A 25,743-nucleotide genomic window follows, 5' to 3' on the forward strand; every position below is an offset into this window, starting at 1 on the left:
TTTCAAACCAACTCAAAAAAGTATATAATTATCTAAATATTTCACTCCCAGAAATCAAATAATTGTATTTGAGCGGATTTGCATTGGTACAGATAAATTTTCTTGAACTTTATGCAAGAACAATTAACAATTTTTTTTTCCACACTTCCTGTATCTTCCGCCGTTGGCTGTGACGCGCTGCGGGAGTTGCGACTGTACGCTGTTTTTGACTCGCTGACGGCTCTGGCTTATTGCTCTGTCGCGCTATCTTTAGTCTATTTTACCCGCCAAGGTTCTCGCAGCAAGATTGGACGGCTGTTTGCTGTTGGTCTTTTTGCCTGCGGCGCTGCTCAATTGATGCAAGTTTGGATGCTTTGGCATTCTATTTATTGGTTGTCTGTAACTCTCAAAGCTGCAACTGCTGTAATTTTTTTATTGTTAGCCGCAGCGACGATGGCTCTGATGCCGAAAGCACTGACTCAATTAACCTTAAATAAAACAAAAGATCTTCAAAAAATGCTGTTCAAACAAGTAGAAGAAAATTACGAAAACCCAGATATCCATACAGGAGAATTTGCCAAACAATCGATCGCGCTTGCCGATCCCGAAACCATTGTCAATTCGCTTAACGAACAGTTAGAAAAAGAAATTGCCGATCGCCACCGGGTTGAGGAAAAGTGGCAGTTGGCTCAATTTGCGATCGACCGATCGGCAGATGCGGTATTCTGGATCGGAGCCGACGGTAAATTTGTATACGTCAACGACGCGGCTTGCTCTTCCTTGGGATATTCTGCCGAAGAATTGCTCGACCTCACTATACACGACATCAATCCCGATTTTCCAGAAACTGCTTGGAGTTTGCACTGGAAAGTCTTAAAAAGGTGCGGTTCCGTTAATATTGAAGTTCACCACCTTACTAAGTACGGTCGCATTTTTCCGGTGGAAATTACGATCGACCATTTGGAATTTAACGGTAAAGAATATCAGTGCGCCTTTGCTCGCGACATTAGCGAACGCAAGCGGATTGAGGCAGCTTTGCGCGAAAGGGAAGAAGAATTTAGATCCTTAGTTTCTAACATTCCCGGCGCAGTTTATCGTTGCAGTGCGGCGGGGCGATCGAGCCTAACGTTTATCAGCAGCGGCATAGAAGCTATTTCTGGCTACCCCGCAGCTAACTTTATGATTCAACCGGTGCAGGCTTTTCCTAGTATAGTTCATCCCGATGATGCGGAGGCGATCGAGCAATTTATCGATCGCGCGATTCAGACAAAGCAACCTTACGCGATCGAATATCGCCTGATTCACAGCGACGGAAATGTGCGGTGGGTTGCAGAAAAAGGTCAAGCCATTTTCCACACAGATGGTCAAATGTTATCCCTCAACGGCGCTATTTTTGACATCACAGAGCGCAAAGCAGCCGAGGACGCTTTGCGGCTGTCCGAGGCGATCGCCAACAACAGAGCCCAGCAGCTAGAAATCGCTCTCAAAGAACTCCGAGAAACCCAATCTCACCTAATTCATACCGAAAAAATGTCAAGTCTCGGTCAAATGGTAGCGGGAGTGGCTCACGAAATCAACAACCCAGTCAGTTTTATCTACGGCAATATTTCCTACGCCACCCAATACATGAAAGACTTGTTGCAGCTTGTGGAACTTTATCAAACACATTATCCTCAGCCAACGGTAGAAGTTCAAAAATATATTGAAAACATCGATTTAGAATTTCTGAGAGAAGATTTACTAAAAATATTATCTTCAATGAAAATGGGAGCCGATCGGATTCGCGAAATAGTTCTGAGTTTGCGAAACTTCTCGCGTTTAGACGACTCGGTAAAGAAGCCGGCCAACATTCATGAAGGGATAGATAACACGCTCCTAATTTTGCATAACAAACTGCGAGCCCGATCCGAATATCCCGAAATCACAATAATTAAAGATTACGGTGAATTACCATTAATTGAATGTTATTCAGGTCAGCTAAATCAGGTATTTATGAATCTGGCGAGCAACAGTATTGACGCACTAGAAGATGCTTGCAACCACAAAAGGCGAGCGGGCGACAGCGACTGGACACCAACTATTAGTATTCGCACCGAAGCCCTTAACGAAAATAGTATTTGCATCAAAATTGCCGATAATGCGCTAGGCATGACAGAAGACGTTCGCAGCCAATTGTTTGACCCGTTTTTCACCACAAAACCCCTAGGAAAAGGCACAGGTTTAGGGTTATCCATCAGCTACCGAATTGTTGTTGAAAAACACGGCGGAACCTTGACCTGTAGTTCAGTTTTGGGTGAGGGGACGGAATTTGCGATCGAACTTCCTTTGTGAATTGGTCCGACGGAAGTATCAAGACTTTGGTCGAAGTTATCGGTGACTATAAAGCGGGCGGTATAACTATTAAGAAAGGAGAATTTGCTGGAGTAGGAAGTGATATCAAGTCCGGTTGCACCGTCACGTGACTGTTGACTGTTGACGGGCGGGTGGAAAAACTGAATGGTTGAGTGTTAACTGTTGATTCGATTTTATTATTCCGATGCAACCGGAAACGATAGGAAAATTAGCTCAAAATTAAGGTGGTTTCAGGCTTTAAGTTAACTGAAAAAAAAAACGCGCGACTTGCTAAATTTCGTGAAAAGTTTAACAGAAGTCTGATTTATCAAAAACCCCGCTTTGATAATTCCGAGTTTACGCTTGTTTTAACTCGCCTATCGGCAACTCAATCACCCATTTATATCGTTTCCGGTTGCATCGGAATAGTAAATTCGAGTTCATTGTTGACAGTTGACGGTTGACGGTTGACGGTTGACAGTGAACAGTGAACAGTCAACAGTCAACATCACCTGATGGTGTTACCGGAAATGATATTATTCCCCTCGCCGGGAGTAGAAAAACACCGCGCCGCTCAACATGGAAGTGAAATCGTAAATTCTGTACCTCGACCTAAAGTTGAGTTCACTTCTAGCATACCAGAGTGTTTCTCAACTACAATCTGCCGTGCGATCGCCAATCCCAACCCCGTGCCTTTCCCCACGCTTTTGGTTGTAAATAAGTGGTCAAATATCTTGTATTTGACCGATTCAGTCATCCCCATACCATTATCAGCAATAGTGATTTTAACTAGATTATGTTCGACTGAACTGGTAATGGTAATGCAATTAGGATTGACTTTGATTTCCGTAAAAGTCCGCCCAATATTTGACTCATCTAAAGCATCGATCGCATTGGCCAGAATGTTCATAAACACCTGGTTAAGCTGTCCAGGAAAACATTCGATCGCAGGAATATTCCCGTAGTCTTTCACTACAACGATTGCGGGTCGCCGATCGTTGGCTTTCAATCGATATTTGAGAATTAAGATCGTGCTGTCTATGCCAGAGTGGATATTGAAGGGCACTTTGTAGTCTTTGTCAGCACGGGAGAAAGTGCGGAGCGTCGTGCTGATACCTTTGATGCGATCGCAGCCCAATTGCATCGAGTCAATCATTTTGGGCAAATCTTCGATGATATAGTCTAAATCAATCTCGACCGCATGGTCGGCAATGTTAGCAGCAGATGCTTGGGTGCGATACAAAGCTAGATGTTCTGTTAAATCTTGAACTGTGCGCTTGGCTTCATTCAAATTGCCAGTTAGGAAGCCGACGGGGTTATTAATTTCATGAGCAACGCCAGCAACTAAGTTTCCCAATGCCGACATCTTTTCGCTTTGAATCATTTGCAATTGGGTTTGCTGTAAGTTTTGTAAGGCTTGTTCTAGCTGTTGGGCATAGGTTTGCGCTTGCTGATAAAGTCGGGCATTTTCTATAGAAATTGCCGCTTGAGCGCATAACAGATTGAGTAATTCGACGCGATCGCTCGTGAACGCCCCCGTTACTAAATTATTTTCTAGATATAAAATCCCCAGCAACTTCCCTTGATGCAAAATCGGGCTGCATAAAATACTCTTAGGCTGCTGACGAATAATATACGAGTCATTAGCTAAAGTCGGATCGGCGATCGCATCCAGCAGCACAACAGTCTGCCGATTGTGCTTGACTTTGTAAATCAGCTTCAGGGGAATGTCCTGGCTATCATCAACAGGAAGGCGTTGCAACACAACTGGCTGCGTCCCTATAGTAATTGACCCTTTAATCAGCAGGCGCGAGTCTCGCAAGAGCATTAACACACACTTATCTGCTCCCGCATTTTCGATGACTATAGAAAGTAACGATGCCAGCAGTTTTTCCAGTTCGATTTCACCTGAGATAGTTTGGGAAGCTTTGAGAATAGCAGCTAAATCTAGAGCAGTAGAGACACTGCTACTGCTGGACGTGGCGGAACTGGTAGAGGTGACACTCCCCAAGGCGAAGATAGTTTCGTGAGTGGAGAGGGGAGAACGGGTTTGCTGGAGGATGGGGGCGAGAAGTTGCCGATAGCGTCGTTCCAAGTCAGCGACTTTGGCTTTAGCTCCCCAACGGGCATAGCAGTAATATGCTTCTTGGATATATGCTTGGGCGACTTTTTCTTTCCCCCAATTGAGGTAAAATTTGGCGGCAAGTTCATTCCCTAGTGCTTCTTCTTGGATATATGCGTTTTCTTTTGCGGAGGCGATCGCACGATCGTAGTAATCCATTGCTTCATACATCTGCCCCAACACCCGATACTGCTCTGCTTCAACCAAATAAAATTTGTGTAAATGGTTTGTGGGTGCATGGTTTGCCCATTCTTTGAGCTTCTTCTGGTTGTCAATAACTTCCTGGGGGAGGCGATCGCATTCCCTACCTTGGGCGTTGGGTAACATAGCAAGATGGGTCAATGAATCGTAAAAGTGAAACACCGGAACCTTAAAACAGCCGGATACTCCACTCAAATATTGTTTGGCATCAACTGCCACTTTGATTGCTTGCTCCCACTCATTAAACAAGTAACAAAGAATTAATTTATTGATATACAATGCTCCCATTGCGTAAAGATCGTTGGCCTTCTGATGCAATGGCAACATCATTTGTTCGTCATAGATTACACCTTGAATTTCCCACGGACACTTGCTCTGACCGAGCAAATTTAATACAGATTGGTAAAAGACTCTAAGATAGTTATGAGCGACTTCCTGTTTGAGTTGAGCTAAGGCCTGATTGTAAACCTTCATCTCTGGTTCTAGGATTGACAAATCTTTTCCTAGAAAAAAGGACAGCGAACAGTAATTGTAGGCACAGTAGGCAGCATATTCTAAAGTACCCATCTCCAGACCGCTATGGTATCCGTCGAGCAAAGGAGCGAGTGAATCTTGAATATGATGTTTCCAGGGCTTCACGAAGGGATAAACCATATTAATCGTGCTGGCTTTAAATTCTCTACTCTCAAAGCGTGATAGTAGTCCCATTGCCATTTGACCAACGCGATCGCCTAAATCTATTTCTCCAATACCGCACAGAATTACTCCATACCAAGCATAAGCCTGTGCTGATACCGCAGCATTACCATATTCCACTGATAACCTAACCTGCTTGCACACGATTAACGGCAGTAATTCTGGAACCGCTTGATAGACTGCGGCTGTCACAGTCGCCAAAATTCGGATTGCTGCCAGAGCTTGGACGTCTTTCATCTCAGGCAGTTCCAACAAATCTTCTAAATCTTTTCCTTTTAATAGATATTGAGTCTGTTGCAAACTTTGAGTAATCTCTGCGTCAGTGGGCTGCTCAGGAAACAACACTCCAAATAATTTCAAAGCAGAAAGAGCAGTTTTAATGGCTTTGGGCTGTTGGCTCTGGGCCACGTCAGCCAAAATTGTCACTTCATAGACCTTAACTTTGTCTAGTAATTGACGAGCATTTTGTACTACCTCATCAACTATCTGCTCCATTTGCCTAAAGTCACCGCTCAGACAAGCTACTTCTGCGGCTAAATCGTACAGAGCCAAGGTTATGTCATAGCATTGCTGCCAACAACTTGCTGTGAGAAGTTGTATGCCTTGAGTGGCGTATTCAATTGCTGCGACGTAAGCGGTTGCAGATTTTGCCCTTTGTGCAGCAGCTAGATTTAGCTTTGCTAATTCCTCGCGTTCAGTTTCTGAGACAATTAAATCTGCTCCTTTATTTAATTGATTGACAATCTCAAAGATTTTTTCCTCTTTTTCCGTCTCGCTCATTACACTTAAAAGCAATTGCCCACTTTTTAAGTGCGTCAGTTGTTTTCGATCGTCGGGAATCAGCGAATAAGCAGCTTGTTGTACTCGATCGTGTAAAAATTTGTATGTAACAGTCTGAGATTTTTCTGTAGTAACTGCTTGACTTTCTTGCCAGACATAAAACTTATAAACATCGCTCAGCGGTAAAATTAGCCCTTCTTGTAACGCTTTCCATAAATCCGCAGCCGTTTCGATTTCCGATCGTTCTGAAACAATTGCCAAAGTTGCTAAATCAAACTGGTTGCCAATACAAGCAGCTAGCTGCAATATATTTTGAGTTGATGACGGTAGTTTTCGCAATTGCAATGCCATAAAAACCACAATGTCATTAGTTACCGCTTGCTGATGTACTTGAGCAATATCACATTGCCAAGAGCCTAATTCAAAATCAAATTGAATGAGATTCTCTTGATACAATGCCTTGAGAAACTGGGTTACAAAAAACGGATTTCCTTGAGTTTTTTGATAAATTAATTGAGAAAGAGTCCATGCCAAATTTTCTGAACATTTAAGTGTGTCAGCAACTAATTGATTTACTTTGACTTGACTCAGTGGCATCAAAGTAATCGTATTAATCGTTGCTTGTTTTTTTTGAATCTCACTCAAAGTCAACATCAATGGATGTGCCGGATTAACTTCGTTATCACGGTATGCACCAATTAACAAAAGATGACTTGTCTCAGTCATTAATAATTGTAGCAATTTCAGTGATGCTGAATCTGCCCATTGCAAATCATCTAAAAACATCACTAAAGGATGTTCAAAACTTGTAAAGACTTGGGTAAACTTTTGGAACAATAAATTAAATCTATTTTGTGCCGATGTTCCTGATAATTCTGGTGTGGGTGATTGCTTACCAATAATTCTTTCTAGTTCAGGGATGACTTCAATAATTACTTGTCCATTTTCTCCAACTGCTGATAATATTTTGTTCCTCCATTGCTGAATTTGTGCATCACTTTCGGTTAACAATTGTCCCATTAAATCTCGAAATGCCTGTACAAAAGCACTGAAGGGAATATTGCGCTGAAATTGGTCATATTTCCCTTTGATAAAATAACCGCGTTGGCGAACAATAGGTTTATGAACTTCGTTGACAACTGCTGTTTTACCAATTCCCGAAAAACCTGCTACTAGCATCATTTCTGTTGCACCAAGGCTGACTCTTTCAAATGCTTGCAGTAGGGTTGATACTGCGGTTTCTCGTCCATAGAGTTGGTCTGGAATCAGGAAGCGATCGCATACATCCCTTCGCGCAATTTCAAAACTCTCAATCTTACCAGTTGCTTGAAGTTGAGTTAAACATTTTTCTAAATCAAACTTTAATCCCAATGCACTTTGATATCTATCTTCGGCATTTTTAGACATCAATTTGATCGCAATATCTGAAATCACCTGCGGAATTTCTTCCCTGTTCGGTAAAAGTGGTGGTTGTTTGGCAATATGACAATGTACTAACTCCATTATGTCATTTGATTCAAAAGGTAATTTCCCGGTGAGTAATTCGTAGAAGGTCACACCTAAAGAATAGAAGTCAGTGCGATAGTCAATTCCCCGATTCATTCGGCCTGTTTGTTCTGGGGAAATATAAGCGAGTGTCCCTTCTAATATATTGATATTTATCAAAGCTTGCGTTTCTCGCGGTAGCAAGGAGGCGATACTAAAGTCAATTAATTTGACTTGGTTAGTTTCGGGATTAATTAAAATATTGCTGGGTTTAATATCTTTATGAATGATGCGATCGCGATACAATATATCTAAGGTGTTGCAGAGTGCGATCGCTATCACTAAAAACTCCCTCAAAGATAGTGCGTTCTTCCCTTTAATCGCCCATTCCTGAAGGGAAATCCCACCAAAATCTTCCATGATTAACGCATAGCCATTTTGGTAAGGTTCCAGGCTATAAGTTTGGACGATCAGAGGTGAGTTGAGATTTTTGGCAATGGTATATTGATTGCGAAACTGCACGAGTTCGCTAAAGGTAGGATAGTCATTTTTTAGCAGCTTGATGACGACAGGTAATCGATCGTGGTTACGGATGGCTCGATATACTAAGGTTCGACTTCCTGAATAAACTGTCTCGACAATTTGATAGTTGGGAATTTGAACGGTTGTGTGAGGTTTGCTGTTTTGATCAGAGTTATTAATGGTCATAGTTTTTTGAGGATTTATGAGTGAGCGATCGCTTACATGAGTCCGAATACTAGGGAAGAATTAACTTGTTTATACCGCCTTGATGGGTAAGGTGATGATAAATTCTGTTCCTTTTCCTAGTATAGAGTTAACCTTCAGGGAACCGCCATGTTTTTCCTCAACGATTTGACGCGCGATCGCCAACCCTAAACCAGTTCCTTTCCCTACACTCTTAGTAGTAAATAAATGGTCAAATACTTTTTGTTTGACTGATTCATTCATTCCCTTGCCATTATCAGCAATGGCAATTTTAACGACCTTATCTTCTACTGAAGTTGTAATTGTAATTCTGTTGGAATTTGCTTTAGCCTCAGCAAAACTCCGCCCTATATTTGATTCTTCTAAGGCATCGATCGCATTCGCCATAATATTCATAAATACCTGGTTAAGCTGTCCTGGGAAGCATTCGATCGCTGGAATATTCCCGTAGTCTTTGACTACTTCAATGGCGGGTCGCTCATCGTTAGCTTTCAATCGATATTTGAGAATTAAGATCGTGCTATCTATCCCCTCGTGGATATTAAAAGGAACTTTGTAGTCTTTGTCAGCCCTAGAAAAGGTGCGGAGGCTCGTGCTGATATCTTTGATGCGATCGCAACCCAATTGCATTGAGTCAATCATTTTGGGCAAGTCTGCGATAATATAGTCTAAATCGATATCTTCGGCATGGTCTGCAAGCTCTGTTTCCGGGGCGCGAGATCGATAGAGATTGAGATGCTCCACTAAGTCTTGAACTGTGGATTTAGCTTCATTCAAATTGCCAGAAATAAAGCCAACGGGGTTATTAATTTCGTGAGCCACGCCAGCAACTAAGTTTCCCAATGCCGACATCTTTTCGCTTTGAATCATTTGCAATTGGGTTTGCTGTAAGTCATGCAAGGCTTGCTCTAGCTGCTGAGCATAGGTTTGTGACTGTTCATAAAGTTGGGCATTTTCTAGGGAAATTGCAGCTTGAGCACAGAGTAAATTCAGGAGTTCCACGCGATCGCTCGTAAACGCTCCCTTGGCTAAATTATTTTCTAGATATAAAATGCCCAATAATTTACCTTGATGCAAAATCGGGTTGCACAAGATACTCTGAGGCTGTTGACGCACAATATACGGGTCATTCGCTAAAATCGGATCTGCTGTTGCATCAATCAACACAACAGTTTGATTACTGTGCTTGACTTTGTAAATGAGCTTGTGGGGGATGTCTTGACTCTCTTCAACCCCAAGGTTCTGCAACACAACTGGCTGTGTTGCCTGGGTAATTGAGCCTTTAATTAGCAAGTGACTGTCTCGCAACAGCATTAATACACATTTATCAGCCCCAGCATTTTCAATGACGATTCTCAGTAACGATGCAAGCAGTTTTTCGAGTTCGATTTCGCTTGAGAGAGTTTGAGAAGCTTTGAGAATCGCTTTTAAATCTAGAATATCTGAGACACTGGTGCTAGAACTGGAAGAAGTGGTAGATGTCACAGTTCCCAAAGTGAAGATAGTTTCGTGAGTAGAAAGAAGCGAACGGGTTTGCTTTAATATTGGCGCAAGCAATTGGGGATAGCGTTGTTCTAAGTCGGCGACTTTGGCTTTTGCTCCCCAACGGGCATAGCAGTAGTAAGCTTCTTGCATATATACTGCGGCAATTTTTTCTTTACCCCAATCGAGATAGAATTTAGCTGCAAGTTCATTTGCTAAGGCTTCGTCTTGGATAAAACCATTGGCTTTAGCGCCCGCAATGGCCCGCTCATAGCCATCAATTGCCTCTGAGATATTGCCCAAAACTCGACATCTTTCTGCTGCCAAGAGAGCCACCTTGTGCTGGTGATTCATAGGGGCATTCTCTGCCCAGGTTGATAGGCTAGCGTGATGCTGTTCCGCTAAAGCAAGTAGTTGTAACTGCTCATCCTCAGACTTACCTGCTACCACCGCTAAATAGGTTAACCCCCCATAGAAATGCAAGGCGGGAATATGCAGCATTCCGACAATACTACCTAAATATTGGCTAGCTTCATTGAGATATTCAAGGGCGCGGTTATAATCACCAAACAAATAAGCCAAGATCAGCTTGTAGGTGTAAGCAATCCCAAGACCTGTTAGTTGCTTATTTTGAAGGTACTGTGGAAATATTTTCGTCTCGTCATAAGCATCTCCAATCAACAGAGTTGGTTGATGGGTTTTTTCAAGCAAGCGCCCAAACAATGCTTGGTTCATTGTTAAGAAGGCTAGGGCATTATCCTGCTTTAGTGAAGCAATGACCGAACAAAACTGAGCGATTTCTGATTGAAGGGCAGATAATTCCTTTCCGGCATAGAAATAAGCGTAAAAATAGTGGGCCATACAATAGCTTAAATACAAAAAGTCACCGACTTCTATTCCTACTAAATATCCCTGCTTGAGCAAAGCAGCCATAGAAATCATAGATTCTTTTTGATGCTGGACACAGGCAGCAAAATGAAGTATTGTCAAACACTTGTACGCTTTTGTATTGAGCCGATCGATTAAAGTTAAAGCCATTTTCCCCAAGTGATAGCCCCGCTCGACTTGACCCAAGCCCGTCGTTAAGACCAAGCCATAGGTAGCATAGCCAACACTCGAAACAGGAGCATTGCCAAACTGGAGCGACAAGCTCACAATTTTTGCACAAACAAAGGGCAGAAATGTAGGTCGAGCTTGTAATACCATTGGCATGATCGTTCCCAGCAGTTCCATTGCAGCAATTGTCGTCGGGTCAGTCATTACAGGCAAGTTGACCAAATCCTCAATGACTTTCCCCTCTAGCTCGACTTCCACATTTTGTATGGTTTGTTCGCTTAGGCTCGGTGTGATGTCTGAGGGAAATTCTATCCCCAATTGAGTGACGGCTTGAGCAGCAATGGCGATCGCATCCGCCAATTGATTCTGAGCCGTCAACACCCTGATTTGCACCATATAAACAGGCACTTTATCCAACACCGTCTGAGCTTTATCCAAAACCTGTTGAACTTGGGCGATCGCTTCCTCAAAATCAGCCTTTAAACAGGCCACATCTGCGGCGATCCCATGGAGTTTTAAGCTCAACTCATACTGAGTTTGCCAACTATCTTCCGAGAGTAATTCCAGTCCCACCGTCACCAAGTCTCTCGCCACGCCATAAGCGGTTGCCTTTTTCGCTTTTTCGATCGCAGCTAGATTTAGTCGAATCAAAGACTCACGTTCGGCTTGATGACTTAGCAACCCACGACTTAGATTTAGATGACTGACAATATCAAATAACTTCTCCTCTCGCTCTGCTGCTGACAAACGAGTTTGGAGTAACTGACCCATTTTGAGGTGAGTGGCCTGTTTTTGGTCTTCAGGAATTAGTGAGTAGGCGGCCTGTTGCACGCGATCGTGGAAAAAGCGATAGTGAATTTGCTCCGAAATCTCTTCACTCAGGGATCGATGCTCCTGGGGTTGATTATCATCCAAATAAAACTTATAGATTTTACCCTCCGGCACAATCAGCCCCTCTTTGAGCGCAGACCACAAAGTCAAGGCTACTTGAATTTCGTCTTGTTCTGAAACAATCGTCAAAGTCTTGAGGTCAAATTTTGCCCCAATACAAGCGGCAAATTTAAGCTGTTCTTGGGTGGTAACGGGCAGTTTTCGTAACTGCAAAGCCATGAATTCCACCACATCATCGGTTAAGGCTGCATCCTGTACCTGCACTAGGTCGCATTGCCAGTGACAAACCTCCCGGTCAAAAGTAATCAGACTATCTTGATGTAATGCCTTAAGAAATTGGGTCGCAAAGAACGGATTGCCCTGGGTCTTTTGTATGACCAGGTTGGTTAAGGGCTGCACAGCGCTTTGTGAGGCTTGAAAAGCATCAGCAATTAGGTGATTGAGGCTATCAGCACTCAAGGGACTGAGGGTGAGAGTTTCAAGGGTAACATCGGCATTTTCTAGGGTCTTAACTGTCATCAAAAAGGGATGACCGGGAAATACTTCATTATCTCGATAGGCTCCTAAGACCAAGAGACATTGAGAGTGAGATTGGGCTTCCGTCAACAAACTTTGCATGAGGTCCAAGGAGGCGGAGTCAGCCCATTGCAGGTCATCGATAAAGATGACTAGGGGATGTTCTACCTTCGCAAAAACCTGAATAAAGTTTTGGAACAGGAGGTTAAAGCGATTTTGGGCTGCCTCACCGGAAAGTTCTGGAGTGGGAGGTTGTGACCCAATAATCCATTCGAGTTCAGGAATCAAATCGATGAGGACTTGACCGCTATCTCCTAGTGCTTTGAGCAGCTTTTCTTTCCAGGTTTGTAACTGCCGATCGGATTCTGAGAGTAGTTGATTCATCAAATCTCGCAGTGCTTGGACAAAGGCTGACAGGGGAATGTTGCGGTTGAATTGGTCGAATTTGCCTTTGATGAAGTAGCCTTTTTGCTGGGTAATGGGTTTGTGGACTTCATTGACTACGGCGGTTTTGCCAATCCCAGAGAATCCCGCCACTAGCATGAGTTCTGAACTGCCTTGGGAAACGCGATCGAAGGCTTTAAGTAATGCTTGAACCTCAGTTTCTCGACCATAGAGTTTCTCAGGGATGAGGAAGCGATCGCATACATCCCTTCGCGCCATTTCAAAACTCTGAATTTCACCAGTTTCTTGAAGTTGAGTTAGACATTTTTCTAAGTCAAACTTCAATCCCAAAGCATTTTGATATCTATCTTCGGCATTTTTTGCCATCAATTTGCTGACAATTTTTGATAGTACAGAGGGAATTTCCGAGTTAATTTCATGTATTAATGGCGAGGATTTGGTAATATGAGAATGTACCAACTCCATTGGATCGTTGGATTCAAAAGGTAACTTTCCGGTTAGTAATTCAAAGAAGGTAACACCCAAAGAATAAAAGTCAGTCCGATAGTCAATTCCCCGATTCATTCGGCCTGTTTGCTCTGGGGAAATATAAGCAAGTGTCCCTTCTAACACATTGGGATTAATTAGTGTTAGGGTTTCCCTTGGTAGTAGAGATGCAATACTAAAGTCGATTAATTTGACTTGTTTAGTTTGGGGATTAATTAAAATATTACTGGGTTTAATATCTTTATGAATGACGCGATCGCGATACAATATATCTAAGGTATTGCAGAGTGCGATCCCTATTACTAAAAACTCCCTCAAAGATAGTGCGTTCTTCCCTTTAATCGCCCATTCCTGAAGGGAAATCCCACCAAAATCTTCCATGATTAACGCATAGCCATTTTGGTAAGGTTCCAGGCTATAAGTTTGGATGATTCCAGGTTTATGAAGATTTTTAGCAATGGTATATTGATTGCGAAACTGCACGAGTTCGCTAAAGGTAGGATAGTCATTTTTTAGCAGCTTGATGACGACAGGTAATCGATCGTGGTTACGGATGGCTCGATATACTAAGGTTCGACTTCCTGAATAAACTGTCTCGACAATTTGATAGTTGGGAATTTGAACGGTTGTGTGAGGTTTGCTGTTTTGGTCAGAGTTATTAATGGTCATAGTTTTTTGAGGATTTATGAGTGAGCGATCGCTTACATGAGTCCGAATACTAGGGAAGAATTAACTTGTTTATACCGCCTTGATGGGTAAGGTGATGATAAATTCTGTTCCTTTTCCTAGTATAGAGTTAACCTTCAGGGAACCGCCATGTTTTTCCTCAACGATTTGACGCGCGATCGCCAACCCTAAACCAGTTCCTTTCCCTACAATCTTAGTAGTAAATAAATTATCAAAAACTTTCTGCCGCACCGCTTCATTCATACCAATGCCATTGTCTGTAATCCGAATTACAACCTGTTTTCTATCTCCCGATAATTCTGTAGTGACAATAATTTGATTAGGATTGGCTTTAATCTCTGCATAACTACGTCCAATATTTAACTCATCCAAAGCATCGATCGCATTCCCCAAAATATTCATAAATACCTGATTTAATTGTCCGGCATAGCATTCAATTTTTGGGAGATCGCCATAGTCCTTAATAACTTGGATTTTGGGGCGAGTGTCGTTGGCTTTCAGACGATGTTTGAGGATCATAATTGTACTATCAATGCCTTCGTGGATATTGCAGGCAACGGGGCGATCGCTATCCGCACGCGAGAATGTCCGCAGACTAATACTAATGTCTTGAATTCGCTTCACGCCTTCTTGCATCGATTCAATTAACTTGGGTAAGTCTTCCCGGATGTAGTCAAGCTCAATAGTTTCAAGTTCCTCTTGAATTTCTGGATCTAGTTGGGGATATTTTTGTTGCACTAGATCGATCAATCCAAACAAATCGTTAATGTAATCTAAGGCTGGGGTAATATTACCAGTCAGGAAGCCGACAGGGTTGTTGATTTCGTGAGCAACGCCAGCTACTAAGTTACCCAATGCTGACATTTTTTCGCTTTGAATCATTTGCAATTGGGTTTGCTGCAAGTTTTGTAAGGCTTGCTCTAATTCTTGAGATTTTTGGATGATGGCGGCTTCAGCACGTTTGCGATCGCTAATATCTAACACATTACCAAGAATCACTGCTTTGCCATCGAGGATAATGCGGTTGAGCGTGACATCGACCTCAAAGACTGTATTAGAATCAATTTTTCTGACATTCCACTCAAATTGAATTGTTTCCCCAGCTAATACCCTTCTCCACCAGTCTTCTACCAGATGGAACGGATTATCCGGTGTAGAATAGTCATTCAAGATCGAGCATTGCAGCGCTTGCTCTCGCTCCACACCAAACATTTCTAATACTCTGTTATTAACATCTAGCACCTTGCCATCCAGATCGTGAATTATGATGGCACTACTAACGTTGTTGAAAATGGTACGGAGGTTCTGCTCGGAAATTTGTAGGGCAGTTTCCGCAGCTTTATATTCAGCTTCGCTGCGTTTACGATCGCTCACATCAAAGACAACACCATCCCATACAGTTAACCCATCGCCTCGTCGTTCTGGTTGGGATATCGCTTGCACCCATTTCATGGTGCCGGACGGGGTGACACTGCGCCATTCATGATTAAATGGGGTCAGGGTTTGGGCAGATTTGGTAATTGCTTGTTCAACATCAGCAAGATCGCCGGCATCAACTGGATCGAAGACATTGATGATTCCTGCCATCACCATTTCTGGCTCAGCTTCATACAGATTGATGCAACCAGAACTTGCGTAGGTTATAGACTTAGCACCATCCGCAGCCAACTGTAATTGAAAGACCATCCCTGGAATATTGTCAGCCATCTTATGGAAGCGGGCTTCGCTGGCACGGAGTTCTGTCAAAGCTTGTTGTGACTGTTGATAGAGGCGGGCATTTTCGATGGAAATTGCTGCTTGGGAGCAGAGCAGATTGAGCAGTTCGACGCGATCGCTCGTAAATGCTCCAATTGTCAGATTATTTTCCAAGTATAAAATTCCAATCAACTTACCTTGATTGAGAATTGGACTACAAAGCACACTTTTAGGCTGGTGTTTTTCAATATAGCGATCGCCAGAAAACTCAGGATATAACCTAGCATCAACCAGTACCAGAGGTTTCAAACTCCGCTTAACAGTATTCACCAAAGCGATCGCCACATTCTGACTTGATTCTAGCGGCATCGGCGGTAATAGCTGCGGTTCTTGTCCCTCTTCCACAAAGGCTGCTACCTGTAACTCAATATCTTGTTTAAGCAATAACACACACTTACTTGCCCCAGCATTTGTCATCACTATTTGTAACAGAGTAGTCAAGAGTTGATCGAGTTCAATTTCCCCTGAAATAGCTTGAGATACTTTAAGCAGAGTTGCCAAATCTAGAACTTCCGAGACGCTACTAGAGGTTTTGGTAGAAGCGATCGTTCCCAGTGCGATAGTTTCCTTGAAGGAGACAGAGGTATGAGGTTGCAGAAGGATGGGCGCGAGGAGTTGAGGATAACGTTTTTCTAAATCAGTCACTTTAGCTTTGGCTCCCCATCGGGCATAACAGTAATAGGCTTCAATCATGTAGGCTTGGGCAATTTTTTCTTTACCCCAGTCAAGATAAAATTTGGCGGCAAGTTCATTACCTAGTGCTTCTTCGTTGAGAAATAGATGTTCTTTAGCGAGCGAAATGGCGCGATCGTACAAGTCTATGGCATCGGCTTTATTACCCAAAATCCGATATTTTTCTCCTTCAACTAAATACCATTTATGCTGATGATTCATGGGCGCATTTTGCGCCCACTGTTGCAGAATAGTTTGATGACTTTCCACCAGGGCGAGTATTTCAGATTGCTCCTGCTTTGGCTTTGTGGGGAAGATTGCCAGGTACGTCAAGGCTGCATATAAATGAAAAATAGGAACTTGAATTAATCCCGATATTGCCATCAAATACGGCTTCGCTTGGGCAATGTAATCTAGGGCAGACTTGTTGTTGCCATAACAGTAGGCAAGTAAAAGTTTGTAAACATAGACCTTAGCGAGCACCGTAAGTTCATTATTCTGATGATGCTTAGGAAGCATCACCGTTTCATCGTAGGCCTTGCCGATTAAGCAATCCGACGGAATACAGACTTTTCTCAAGTTATTCACAGTCTGCTGCATCATATCAAAATAAGTCTGAGCCGAATATTGTTTCGCCTGTGCCATCACAGCACTATAAATTGCTATTTCGGTCTCCCAAGTGTCTAGTTCCACCCCACCGAAAAAGTTGGATTCGAGATAATTGAGTATGCTATAGCCAGATTGTAAAAAATTTCCTGTTTCCATAGCAGCCGTATAGCTACCTTTCAGCGTCGGTATCGTTGCCCTTATAGCTTCTTGGCGATGCTGAATAAAGCTCCCAAAAAAAGCTGGAATTGTGGCTTCAAGTTCGCGGATATTGAACCTATCGAGCAAATTCATCGCCAATTTACCAAAGCTATAGCCTGTTTCCACCTCTCCCAAAAAGGCACATAATACCATTCCGTGAATTGCATACCCCACCGTCGATGTGGGTGCATTCCCAAAGTCCATCGATAAACTCACCATCATGGAGCTAAGGATGGGTAGCAATCCTGGCCTTGCCAGAAAAACGGGCGGAAATAAAGTTCCCAATAGTTGTATTGCTGCCTGAGTTGTGGCATCACTCATCACTGGTAGGTCAACCAGTTCTTCAATCAGTTTGTCACCTTGTTGGCTGCCAAGGATTTGTAGTGCTTTGCCAATTTTATTTTCATCAGTTTCGGTGGGGATTTTAACACCTAATTGCTCCAGTGCATCTCTCCCTACCGCGATCGCTTCTAACATCTTGCCTTGGGCTGTCTGGGAAGCGATTTTAAGTTCGTAAATTTTCACTTTGTCTAAAATTGTCTGAGTTGATTGCAACACCAGTGTGGCCATCTGTTCCAGGCCATCAAAGTCATGATTCAAATAGACAACTTCGGCAGCAGCAACATAGAGATTTAGAGTCAATTCATACTGATTAACCCAGCAGTTGCTTGTGAGTAAATCAATCCCTATTTGTAAATAAATCCTTGCTGCGGCGTAAGCTGTAGAATTTCTCGCCTTAACTCCAGCTTTCAAATTCAGTTGAGCTAATGTTTGGCGTTCGGTTGGTTTGCTGATTAATTCAATTCCTAAATTCAAATGCCCGACAATATCAAACAGTTTTTCCTCTTGCTCTATCTCTGAGGAATTTTGTAGGACTAATTGTCCGATTTTGAGATGAGTTGCTTGTTTGCGATCGTCAGGAATTAGGGAATAAGCAGCTTGTTGGACGCGATCGTGCAGAAACTTGTAGGAACAGGTATCAACCTTTTTTGATAATATTTGAACTGTGGCTGATTCCTCGGCTTGATAAAACTTGTATACCTCATTAATTGGAATTACAAATCCTTCTTGCAATGCTTTCCACAAGTCCGCAGCGGTTTCGATCTGAGACTTTTCATAGACGATCGCCAACGTCCCCAAATCAAACTGATTGCCAATACAGGCTGCCAGTTTCAAAATATCTTGAGTGTTGGGTGGCAATTTCTGAAGCTGTTGCGCCATAAATTCCACCACATCATCGGTGAGGGCAAGCGATCGCACTTGCGCTACATCACACTGCCAGGAGCCTGTATTCCAGTCAAACGCAATCAGCCCATCCTCATACAACGCCTTGAGAAACTGCGTCGTAAAAAACGGATTGCCCTTGGCTTTTTGATAGACTAACTCTGTTAACAGCATTGCCCGTTCGATCGCACAACTCAAAGTGTCTGCAATCATAAGATTCACGTCAGATTGGCTTAACGGAGTCAATGCGATCGTGTTGACAGTTGCCATTGTTTTTTGGATTTCTTCCAACGCCAGCATCAGCGGATGAGCTGGAAAAACTTCATTATCGCGGTAAGCACCAATAATGAATAGATAGCCCCCCTCTGCTTGACTCATCAACAACTTCATCAAACCCAAAGATGCTGAATCTGCCCACTGTAAATCGTCCAGAAACATCACCAATGGATGCTCTAACGTGGCAAACACCTCAATGAACTTCACAAACAGTAAATTGAAGCGATTCTGTGCCGCACTAGCAGCAAGTTCGATCGCAGATGGTTGTTTGCCAATAATTTCTTCTAGTTCAGGAATTACATCGATCAAGACTTGCCCGTTTTCACCCAAAGCAGACAAGATTTTGGCTTTCCACTGTTCTAACTGAGCATCGCTTTCACTCAGCAGTTGCCCCATCAGATCGCGGAATGTTTGTACTAATCCAGAAAACGGGATATTGCGTTGAAACTGATCGTACTTGCCTTTGATGAAGTAGCCTTTCGATCGCACGATTGGCTTATGCACTTCATTGACAATTGCCGTTTTGCCAATCCCCGAAAAGCCTGTCACTAGCATTAGCTCAGATGCGCCATTGGCGACTCGTCCAAATGCTTGGATTAAGGTTTCTATTTCCGCTTCTCGTCCAAAAAGTTTATCTGGTATTAAAAAGCGATCGCTTAAGTCTCTCTGTCCAATTTGAAAATATTCAATCTTTGCTGTTTCATTCAATTGCAACAGACATTGTTCTAAGTCATGTTTGAGTCCCAATGTACTGTGATAGCGGTCTTCGGCATTTTTGGCGATTAATTTCATCACAATATCGCAGAGAACTTGAGGAATACCTTTTCCTTTCCCCCTTGTTCTTAAATTGGGCGGTTGTTTGGCAATATGGCAATGCACCAACTCCATTGGATCGTCAGACTGAAACGGAAGTTTTCCAGTTAGTAATTCAAACCAGGTGATACCTAATGAGTAATAGTCACTGCGATAGTCTATACCTCGATTCATCCGTCCGGTTTGCTCTGGGGAGAGGTATGCTAGGGTTCCTTCTAAGGCATTAATGCTCTGAATTTGTTGGGTTTCTCTCGGTAGTAGAGTCGAGATGGAGAAGTCAATTAATTTAACTTGCTTTGTATCCGGGTGAATAAGGATATTGGCAGGCTTAATATCCTTGTGAATGACGCGCTGTTGATGTATGGAATGGAGGATATCTGTCAAGGACCAAGCAATAGGAAGAAACTCCTCTATTGTTAGTGGTTTTTTATGCGTAAATTGTTCTAAGGAAATGCCGCCAAAATCTTCCATTACCAGGGCATATCCGTTATGATACAGTTCCAAACTGTAGGGTTTGACAAGGCCGGGAATGTCTAAATTTTTGGCAATGCTATACTGATTGCGAAACTGCACCAGTTCGCTAAAAGTGGGATATTGCCGTTTCATCAGCTTGATAATTACAGGTAATTGGTCATCGGTACGGACTGCCCGATAAACTATTGTTCGACTCCCTGCATAAACTGTTTGGGTGATTTGATAGTTGGGAATTTGAATGCTTGTGGGAGAGTTGCTGTTTTTATGGGAGTTATTCATAGCCGTTTTTGTTTGACAATTGATGAGTGAATAGTGGGTCAAATGAGTCTGAGTGCCAGGTAAAAATTAACTTGTTTGTTTTGCTTGAATTGGTAAGGTGATAATAAATTTTGTTCCTCGACCTGGTGTCGATTTAACCTTAATTGAACCGCCATGTTTTTCAGCGATCGCTTGATAGCTAATTGACAGCCCCAACCCTGTTCCTTTACCCACGGGTTTAGTTGTGAAAAAAGGATCGAATATGCGCGATAGGATTTTCTTTGGAATACCGACTCCGTTATCGGCGATGATAATCTGCACTTGTTTTTGTTCTGTCTTGACTGTGCTAATCCAAATCCGATTCTGGTTGGTACTAATCTCTTGGAAACTACGCTTTCGATTGGTCTCTTCCAAGGCATCAATTGCATTCAGTATCAAATTCATAAACACTTGGTTAATTTCTCTGGCGTAGCATTCGACCAAGGGCAGATCGCCATAGTTTTTGACAATTTCAATCGCCGGATGTTCTGCCTGTCCTTTGAGTCGATGCTGCAAAATCATTAAGGTGTTATCAATACCTTCATGGAGATTCACTGCTTTGTATTCTGATTCATCCAAGCGCGAAAAGCTGCGTAAAGATAGAACAATTTGCCGAATTCGCTCAGAACCGAGTTGCATCGATTCAAGTATTTTATGTAAATCCTCTGTCAAGAAATTCAATTCAGCAGTTTCTAGCTCTGCTTGCAGGGATGCCGGTGGATTAGGATAGTGGGATTGATAGGAGCTTAATAACTGTAATAGCTGTTGTGTATATTGATGAATGTGATTTACGTTTCCATGAATAAAGTTAATCGGGTTGTTAATTTCATGGGCAATCCCTGCTACCAGTTGTCCCAAAGCCGACATTTTTTCACTTTGCACCATCTGGGTCTGGGTACGATGTAATTCTTTTAAGGTCGTTTGCAGTTGGTCATTTTTTTGGTTTAATGCTTTGGTGCGTTCTTGCACCTTGTCTTCTAGTTCGGTGTACAACCTAGCATTCTCTAAGGAAATTGCTGCTTGTGACATTAATAAATTCAAAACTTCGAGCCGCCCGCGCGTAAATGCTGCCACGGTAAGGTTATTTTCCAAATATAAAATGCCAATCAACTTACCTTGGTTAAGAATTGGCGCACACAGAATACTCTTGGGTGAATGGTGCAGAATATAGGGATCGGCCGCTAGGGTTGGCTCGATCGCTGCATTCTCGATCGCAGCCAAGCAGAGAGTATTTTTGACCCGATTGATGAGGCTAACAGGTACTGTTTGACCATCGTCCAAGGGCAGCGAACGCAAAACAATGGCAGGCTGTTCGAGTTGGGATAATGCCTCAATTACCCAGAGATTGCCTTTTGGCATCAGCAACGCACATTTATCGGCTCCCGCATTTTTGAGTACTACCTGAAGTAGGGTTGAGAGTAATTTCTCCAACTCAATTTCACTCGACAGAGATTGAGAGGCTTGGATAATAGTAGCTAGATCGAGGGCTTCTGAGAGGCTAGTTTTATTGAAGGTGGAACTTTGGATCGTTGGAGAAATCATCCTTTCGGTCGGATTGGCAGACTGTGGCTGTCTTGACAGTATAGGTGCGAGTAGTTGGGGATAGCGGGTTTCTAAATCAACAACTTTAGCTTTTGCTCCCCAGCGGCTGTAACAGTAATAGGCATCAGTCATGTAGGATTGAGCGATTTTTTCTTTGCCCCAATCGAGATAGAATTTGGCGACAACTTCGTTGGCTAAGGCTTCTTCGTTGAGGAATTGGTTTTCTTTGGCAAGTTGAATGGCGCGATCGTAATGTTCGATCGCCTCTGCTTTGTTGCCCAAAATCCGATACTTTTCTGCCTCAACTAAATGCCATTTATGCAAGTAATTCATTGGGGCATTTTGTGCCCACTGATGCAGAATCATTTGATGAGTTTCTGCATCAGCAAGCATGGAGGCTGGCTCTGGTTGATTTGTAGGAACAACTGCCAGGTGCGTCAGGGCAGCATAGAAATGGAAAACGGGAATCAAAACCATTCCTGATACTGCCATCAAACAGGACTTGGCTTGGGTGATATAGTCGAGGCAAGCCTGATAATTGCCATACCAGTAAGCAAGTTGCAGCTTGAAAATGTAGGTATAGGCGATCGCCGTGAGATTATTATCCTGCTGATGCTTCGGCAGCATCACCGTTTCATCGTAGGCAGTACCCCTTAAGCAATCTGGTTGGCTCACCGTTTCTGTCAACTGTTGCATCGTTTGTCGCACGAATGACATAAGAAGATGAGCCGAATCTTGTTTCATTTGAACCATAGCAGCACTGTAAGCAGCCAATTCGGATGACAACGTTTCCAGGTCTACACCTGCGAAAAAAGCAATATAGGCGTAAACTAACAAGTTGTAGCTAGCGTAGAGAAAATCGCCAGTTTCCATGCCAGTCCTGTAGCCCTCTTTCAGTGTCGGTAGCATTCTTAACAGCGCTTGCTGGTGATGTTGGATAAAACACCCAAACTGGGCTAGAATCATGGACTTCATTCCCGGAGCATTCAACCTCTCTAGCAACGAGAGTGCTAATTTACCAAACCCGTAGCCTGTTTCAACTTCGCCGAAAAAGGCACACAGCACCAAGCCATGAATCGTGTATCCGACCATCGAGGCGGGAGCATTGCCAAAGGAGAGCGACAACCGCACCATCGTCGCGCTCAAGAGGGGTACTAAACCTGGCCTTCCCATGTACACTGGGGCAAATAATATTCCTAACAGTTGTATTGCGTCTTGGGCGGTGCGATCGCTCATCACGGGCAGGTCAATCAGTTTGGCAATCTCTCTACCGCTTTGTAGGTGCTTAAGGTCTTGTAAGGCTTTGCCAATATTGGCTGCGTCTACTTCGGTAGGGAATTCTACCCCCAATTGCGCTAGAGCCTCTGTTCCCACCGCGATCGCCTCTAACATTTTGCCCTGAGCAGTTAGTGCCGAAATTTGAATCTCGTAGATTTTTACTTTGTCGAAAATGGTCTGTGCTTGCTGCAAAACTAATGCCGCTAGTTGTTCCATACCCGCAAAGTCAGCATTCAAATAGCTGGCTTCCGTTGCTGCCACATACAGATTGAGAATCAATTCATACTGATGTTGCCAGCATTTTGTCTGTAATAGGTTAATCCCTGTTTGCAAATAAACTCTTGCTGCGCTGTAAGCTGTAGAATTTCTCGCCTTCAATCCAGCTTGCAAATTCAGTTTAGCTAAGGTTTCGCGTTCCTCTGGTTGAGTAATTAACTCAATTCCTAAATTCAAATGCTCGACAATATCAAACAGTTTTTCTTCTCGTTCTATTCCTGAACACTTTTCTTGAAGTAACTGTCCAATTTTGAGATGAGTTGCTTGTTTTTGCTCGTCAGGAATCAGGGAGTAAGCTGCTTGTTGCACCCGGTCATGTAAAAATCTATAAATCGGATTAGCGGCTGCATCAAAAACTGAGGTAGTGTTAGAATCAATAAAGAACTTATAGATTTCTGTATTCGGAATAATCAAACCTTCTTGTAGTGCTTTCCATAGATCGCTCGCTGTTCCTTCTAGGGATTTTTCTGAAACGATCGCCAGCGAATGCAAATCAAACTGCGCCCCAATACAAGCTGCTAGTTTAAGAATATCCTGAGTCTCGGTTGGCAATTTCTGCAATTGCAGGGCTAGAAACTCCACTACATCATCAGTAATTGCTAAAGCTTTGATTTGAGCGATATCGCACTGCCAAGAGCGTGTTACTGAGTCAAAAGTAATCTGTCCATCTTCATGCAATGCTTTAATAAATTGTGTGGCAAAAAAAGGGTTTCCCTTGGTTTTTTGGATCACCAATTTTGTTAGGGGTTGAGCTAGAGACAATTGGCAATTTAGCGTATCTGACACTAACTGATTCATATCTCCTAAACTCAATGGTGAAAGCGTAATTGTTTTCACCGTTATACCAGTTTTGACGATATCATCGATTGTCAATATCAACGGATGCACAGGCGAAACTTCATTATCCCGATACGCCCCCAAGATTAATAAATTTTCTGTCCCTTCCATTAATAATTGCAGCAATTTTAACGATGCGGAATCTGCCCACTGTAAGTCATCCAAAAACATCACTAAGGGATGTTCTTGGCGGCTAAAAACTTGCACAAATTTCTGCATTAGTAAATTAAAGCGATTTTGGGCAGCACTCCCCGACAGTTCTGTGGCTGGGGGTTGAGTTCCAATAATGCGTTCCAGTTCGGGAATCACCTCAATTAAGACTTGTCCGCTATCGCCAACGGCTTCGAGAATCTCGTTTTTCCAGGCTTGCAGTTGTGCATCTGATTCACCAAGCAATTGCCCCATTAAATCTCGGAAGGCTCCCACGAATGCAGCCAAGGGAATATTTCGCTGAAACTGGTTATATTTGCCTTTAATAAAATAGCCTCGTTGTTTGACAATGGGCTTGTGAACTTCATTAATGACGGCGGTTTTACCAATCCCTGAGAAACCCGCTACTAACATTAGTTTGGCTTTGTCTTGGCTGACCTGATTCTCTTGGGGGGATGCTACGCGAACGAAGGCATCCAGTAAACTTTGCACTTCGGTTTCTCTACCGTAGAGTTTTTCAGGGATGAGGAAGCGATCGCTAATATCTCTTTTTCCGAGTGCAAAAGATTCGATATTTCCGGTTGTTTGTAATTGACCTAGACACAATTCTAGATCGTGCTTGATTCCCAAGCTACTCTGATACCGTCCTTCGGCATTTTTCGCCATTAACTTACTAATTATTTTAGATAAAACTAACGGGATATTAGGCTCAATTTTAGAGACTGGGATGGCAGTTTGTGCTAAGTGACAATGCACCAATTCCATCGGATCGTTTGATTGAAATGGTAATTTCCCTGTCAGTAATTCATAGAAAGTTACACCTAAAGAATAAAAGTCACTCCGATAGTCAATTCCCCGATTCATTCGACCTGTTTGTTCTGGGGAAATATAAGCAAGTGTTCCTTCTAATACATTGAGATTCATCAAACTTGGCGTTTCTCGTGGTAGTAGAGAGGCGATACTAAAGTCAATTAATTTGACTTGTTTGGTCTCGGGATTTATTAAAATATTACTGGGTTTAATATCTTTATGAATAATGCGAGCGCGATACAATATATCTAAGGTATTGCAGAGGGCGATCGCGACATCTAAAAACTCCCTCAAATATATTTTTTTTTCTCCTTTCAGGGCCCATTCTTGAAGAGAAATACCTCCAAAGTCTTCCATCACTAACGCATAGCCATTTTGATAGGGTTCGAGACTATAGGTTTGGATGATTCCAGGTTGAAAAAGGTTTTTGGCAATGGTATATTGATTGCGGAACTCCACCAGTTCGCTAAAGCTCGGATAGTCACTTTTTAGGAGTTTGATGACAACAGGTAATCGATCGTTGATACGGATAGCTCGATATACCAAGGTGCGACTTCCTGAATAAACTGTGTCGAGAATTTCATAGTTGGGAATTTGAATGGTTGTGTGAGTGTTGCTATTTCTGTTAGAGTTATTCATAGCTGTTGTTGTTTGAGAATTGATGGGTGAGTAATGGGTTAGATTAGTCT

Annotated in this window: 5 protein-coding genes; 1 reads left to right on the forward strand and 4 read right to left on the reverse strand. The window is 42.8% G+C overall.

Going from position 1 to position 25,743, the window contains the following annotated elements:
- Positions 1-111 precede the first annotated feature (111 nt).
- A complete protein-coding gene (locus IQ263_RS04600; RefSeq protein WP_194066381.1) occupies positions 112-2,310 on the forward strand; it encodes a PAS domain-containing sensor histidine kinase in 2,199 nt (732 codons plus the stop codon).
- A gap of 574 nt (positions 2,311-2,884) precedes the next feature.
- On the opposite strand, the gene IQ263_RS04605 is transcribed toward IQ263_RS04600, so the two are convergent.
- The 4 genes from IQ263_RS04605 to IQ263_RS04620 all read right to left on the reverse strand — a co-directional run bounded on the left by IQ263_RS04605 (position 2,885) and on the right by IQ263_RS04620 (position 25,693).
- Positions 2,885-8,302 (reverse strand): trifunctional serine/threonine-protein kinase/ATP-binding protein/sensor histidine kinase, encoded by a 5,418-nt coding sequence (locus tag IQ263_RS04605; protein ID WP_194066382.1) that lies wholly within the window; start codon positions 8,300-8,302, stop codon positions 2,885-2,887.
- Between the two features lie 69 nt (positions 8,303-8,371).
- Entirely contained in the window at positions 8,372-13,825 is a 5,454-nt protein-coding gene (locus tag IQ263_RS04610) for a trifunctional serine/threonine-protein kinase/ATP-binding protein/sensor histidine kinase (protein WP_194066383.1), read from the reverse strand.
- Between the two features lie 69 nt (positions 13,826-13,894).
- Positions 13,895-20,143: an ATP-binding sensor histidine kinase gene (locus IQ263_RS04615; RefSeq protein WP_194066384.1), complete on the reverse strand. Its 6,249-nt coding sequence runs from the start codon at positions 20,141-20,143 to the stop codon at positions 13,895-13,897.
- 66 nt (positions 20,144-20,209) lie between these two features.
- Entirely contained in the window at positions 20,210-25,693 is a 5,484-nt protein-coding gene (locus IQ263_RS04620) for a trifunctional serine/threonine-protein kinase/ATP-binding protein/sensor histidine kinase (RefSeq protein ID WP_194066385.1), read from the reverse strand.
- Positions 25,694-25,743 lie beyond the last annotated feature (50 nt).

Origin of the sequence: Tychonema sp. LEGE 06208 (assembly GCF_015207505.1) — a bacterium.
Lineage (GTDB): Bacteria > Cyanobacteriota > Cyanobacteriia > Cyanobacteriales > Microcoleaceae > Microcoleus.

Coding starts and splice junctions, on each gene's coding strand:
- IQ263_RS04600 (WP_194066381.1), top strand. CDS start 112: ATGCAAGAACAATTAACAATTTTTTTTTCCACACTTCCTGTATCTTCC.
- IQ263_RS04605 (WP_194066382.1), bottom strand. CDS start 8,302: ATGACCATTAATAACTCTGATCAAAACAGCAAACCTCACACAACCGTT.
- IQ263_RS04610 (WP_194066383.1), bottom strand. CDS start 13,825: ATGACCATTAATAACTCTGACCAAAACAGCAAACCTCACACAACCGTT.
- IQ263_RS04615 (WP_194066384.1), bottom strand. CDS start 20,143: ATGAATAACTCCCATAAAAACAGCAACTCTCCCACAAGCATTCAAATT.
- IQ263_RS04620 (WP_194066385.1), bottom strand. CDS start 25,693: ATGAATAACTCTAACAGAAATAGCAACACTCACACAACCATTCAAATT.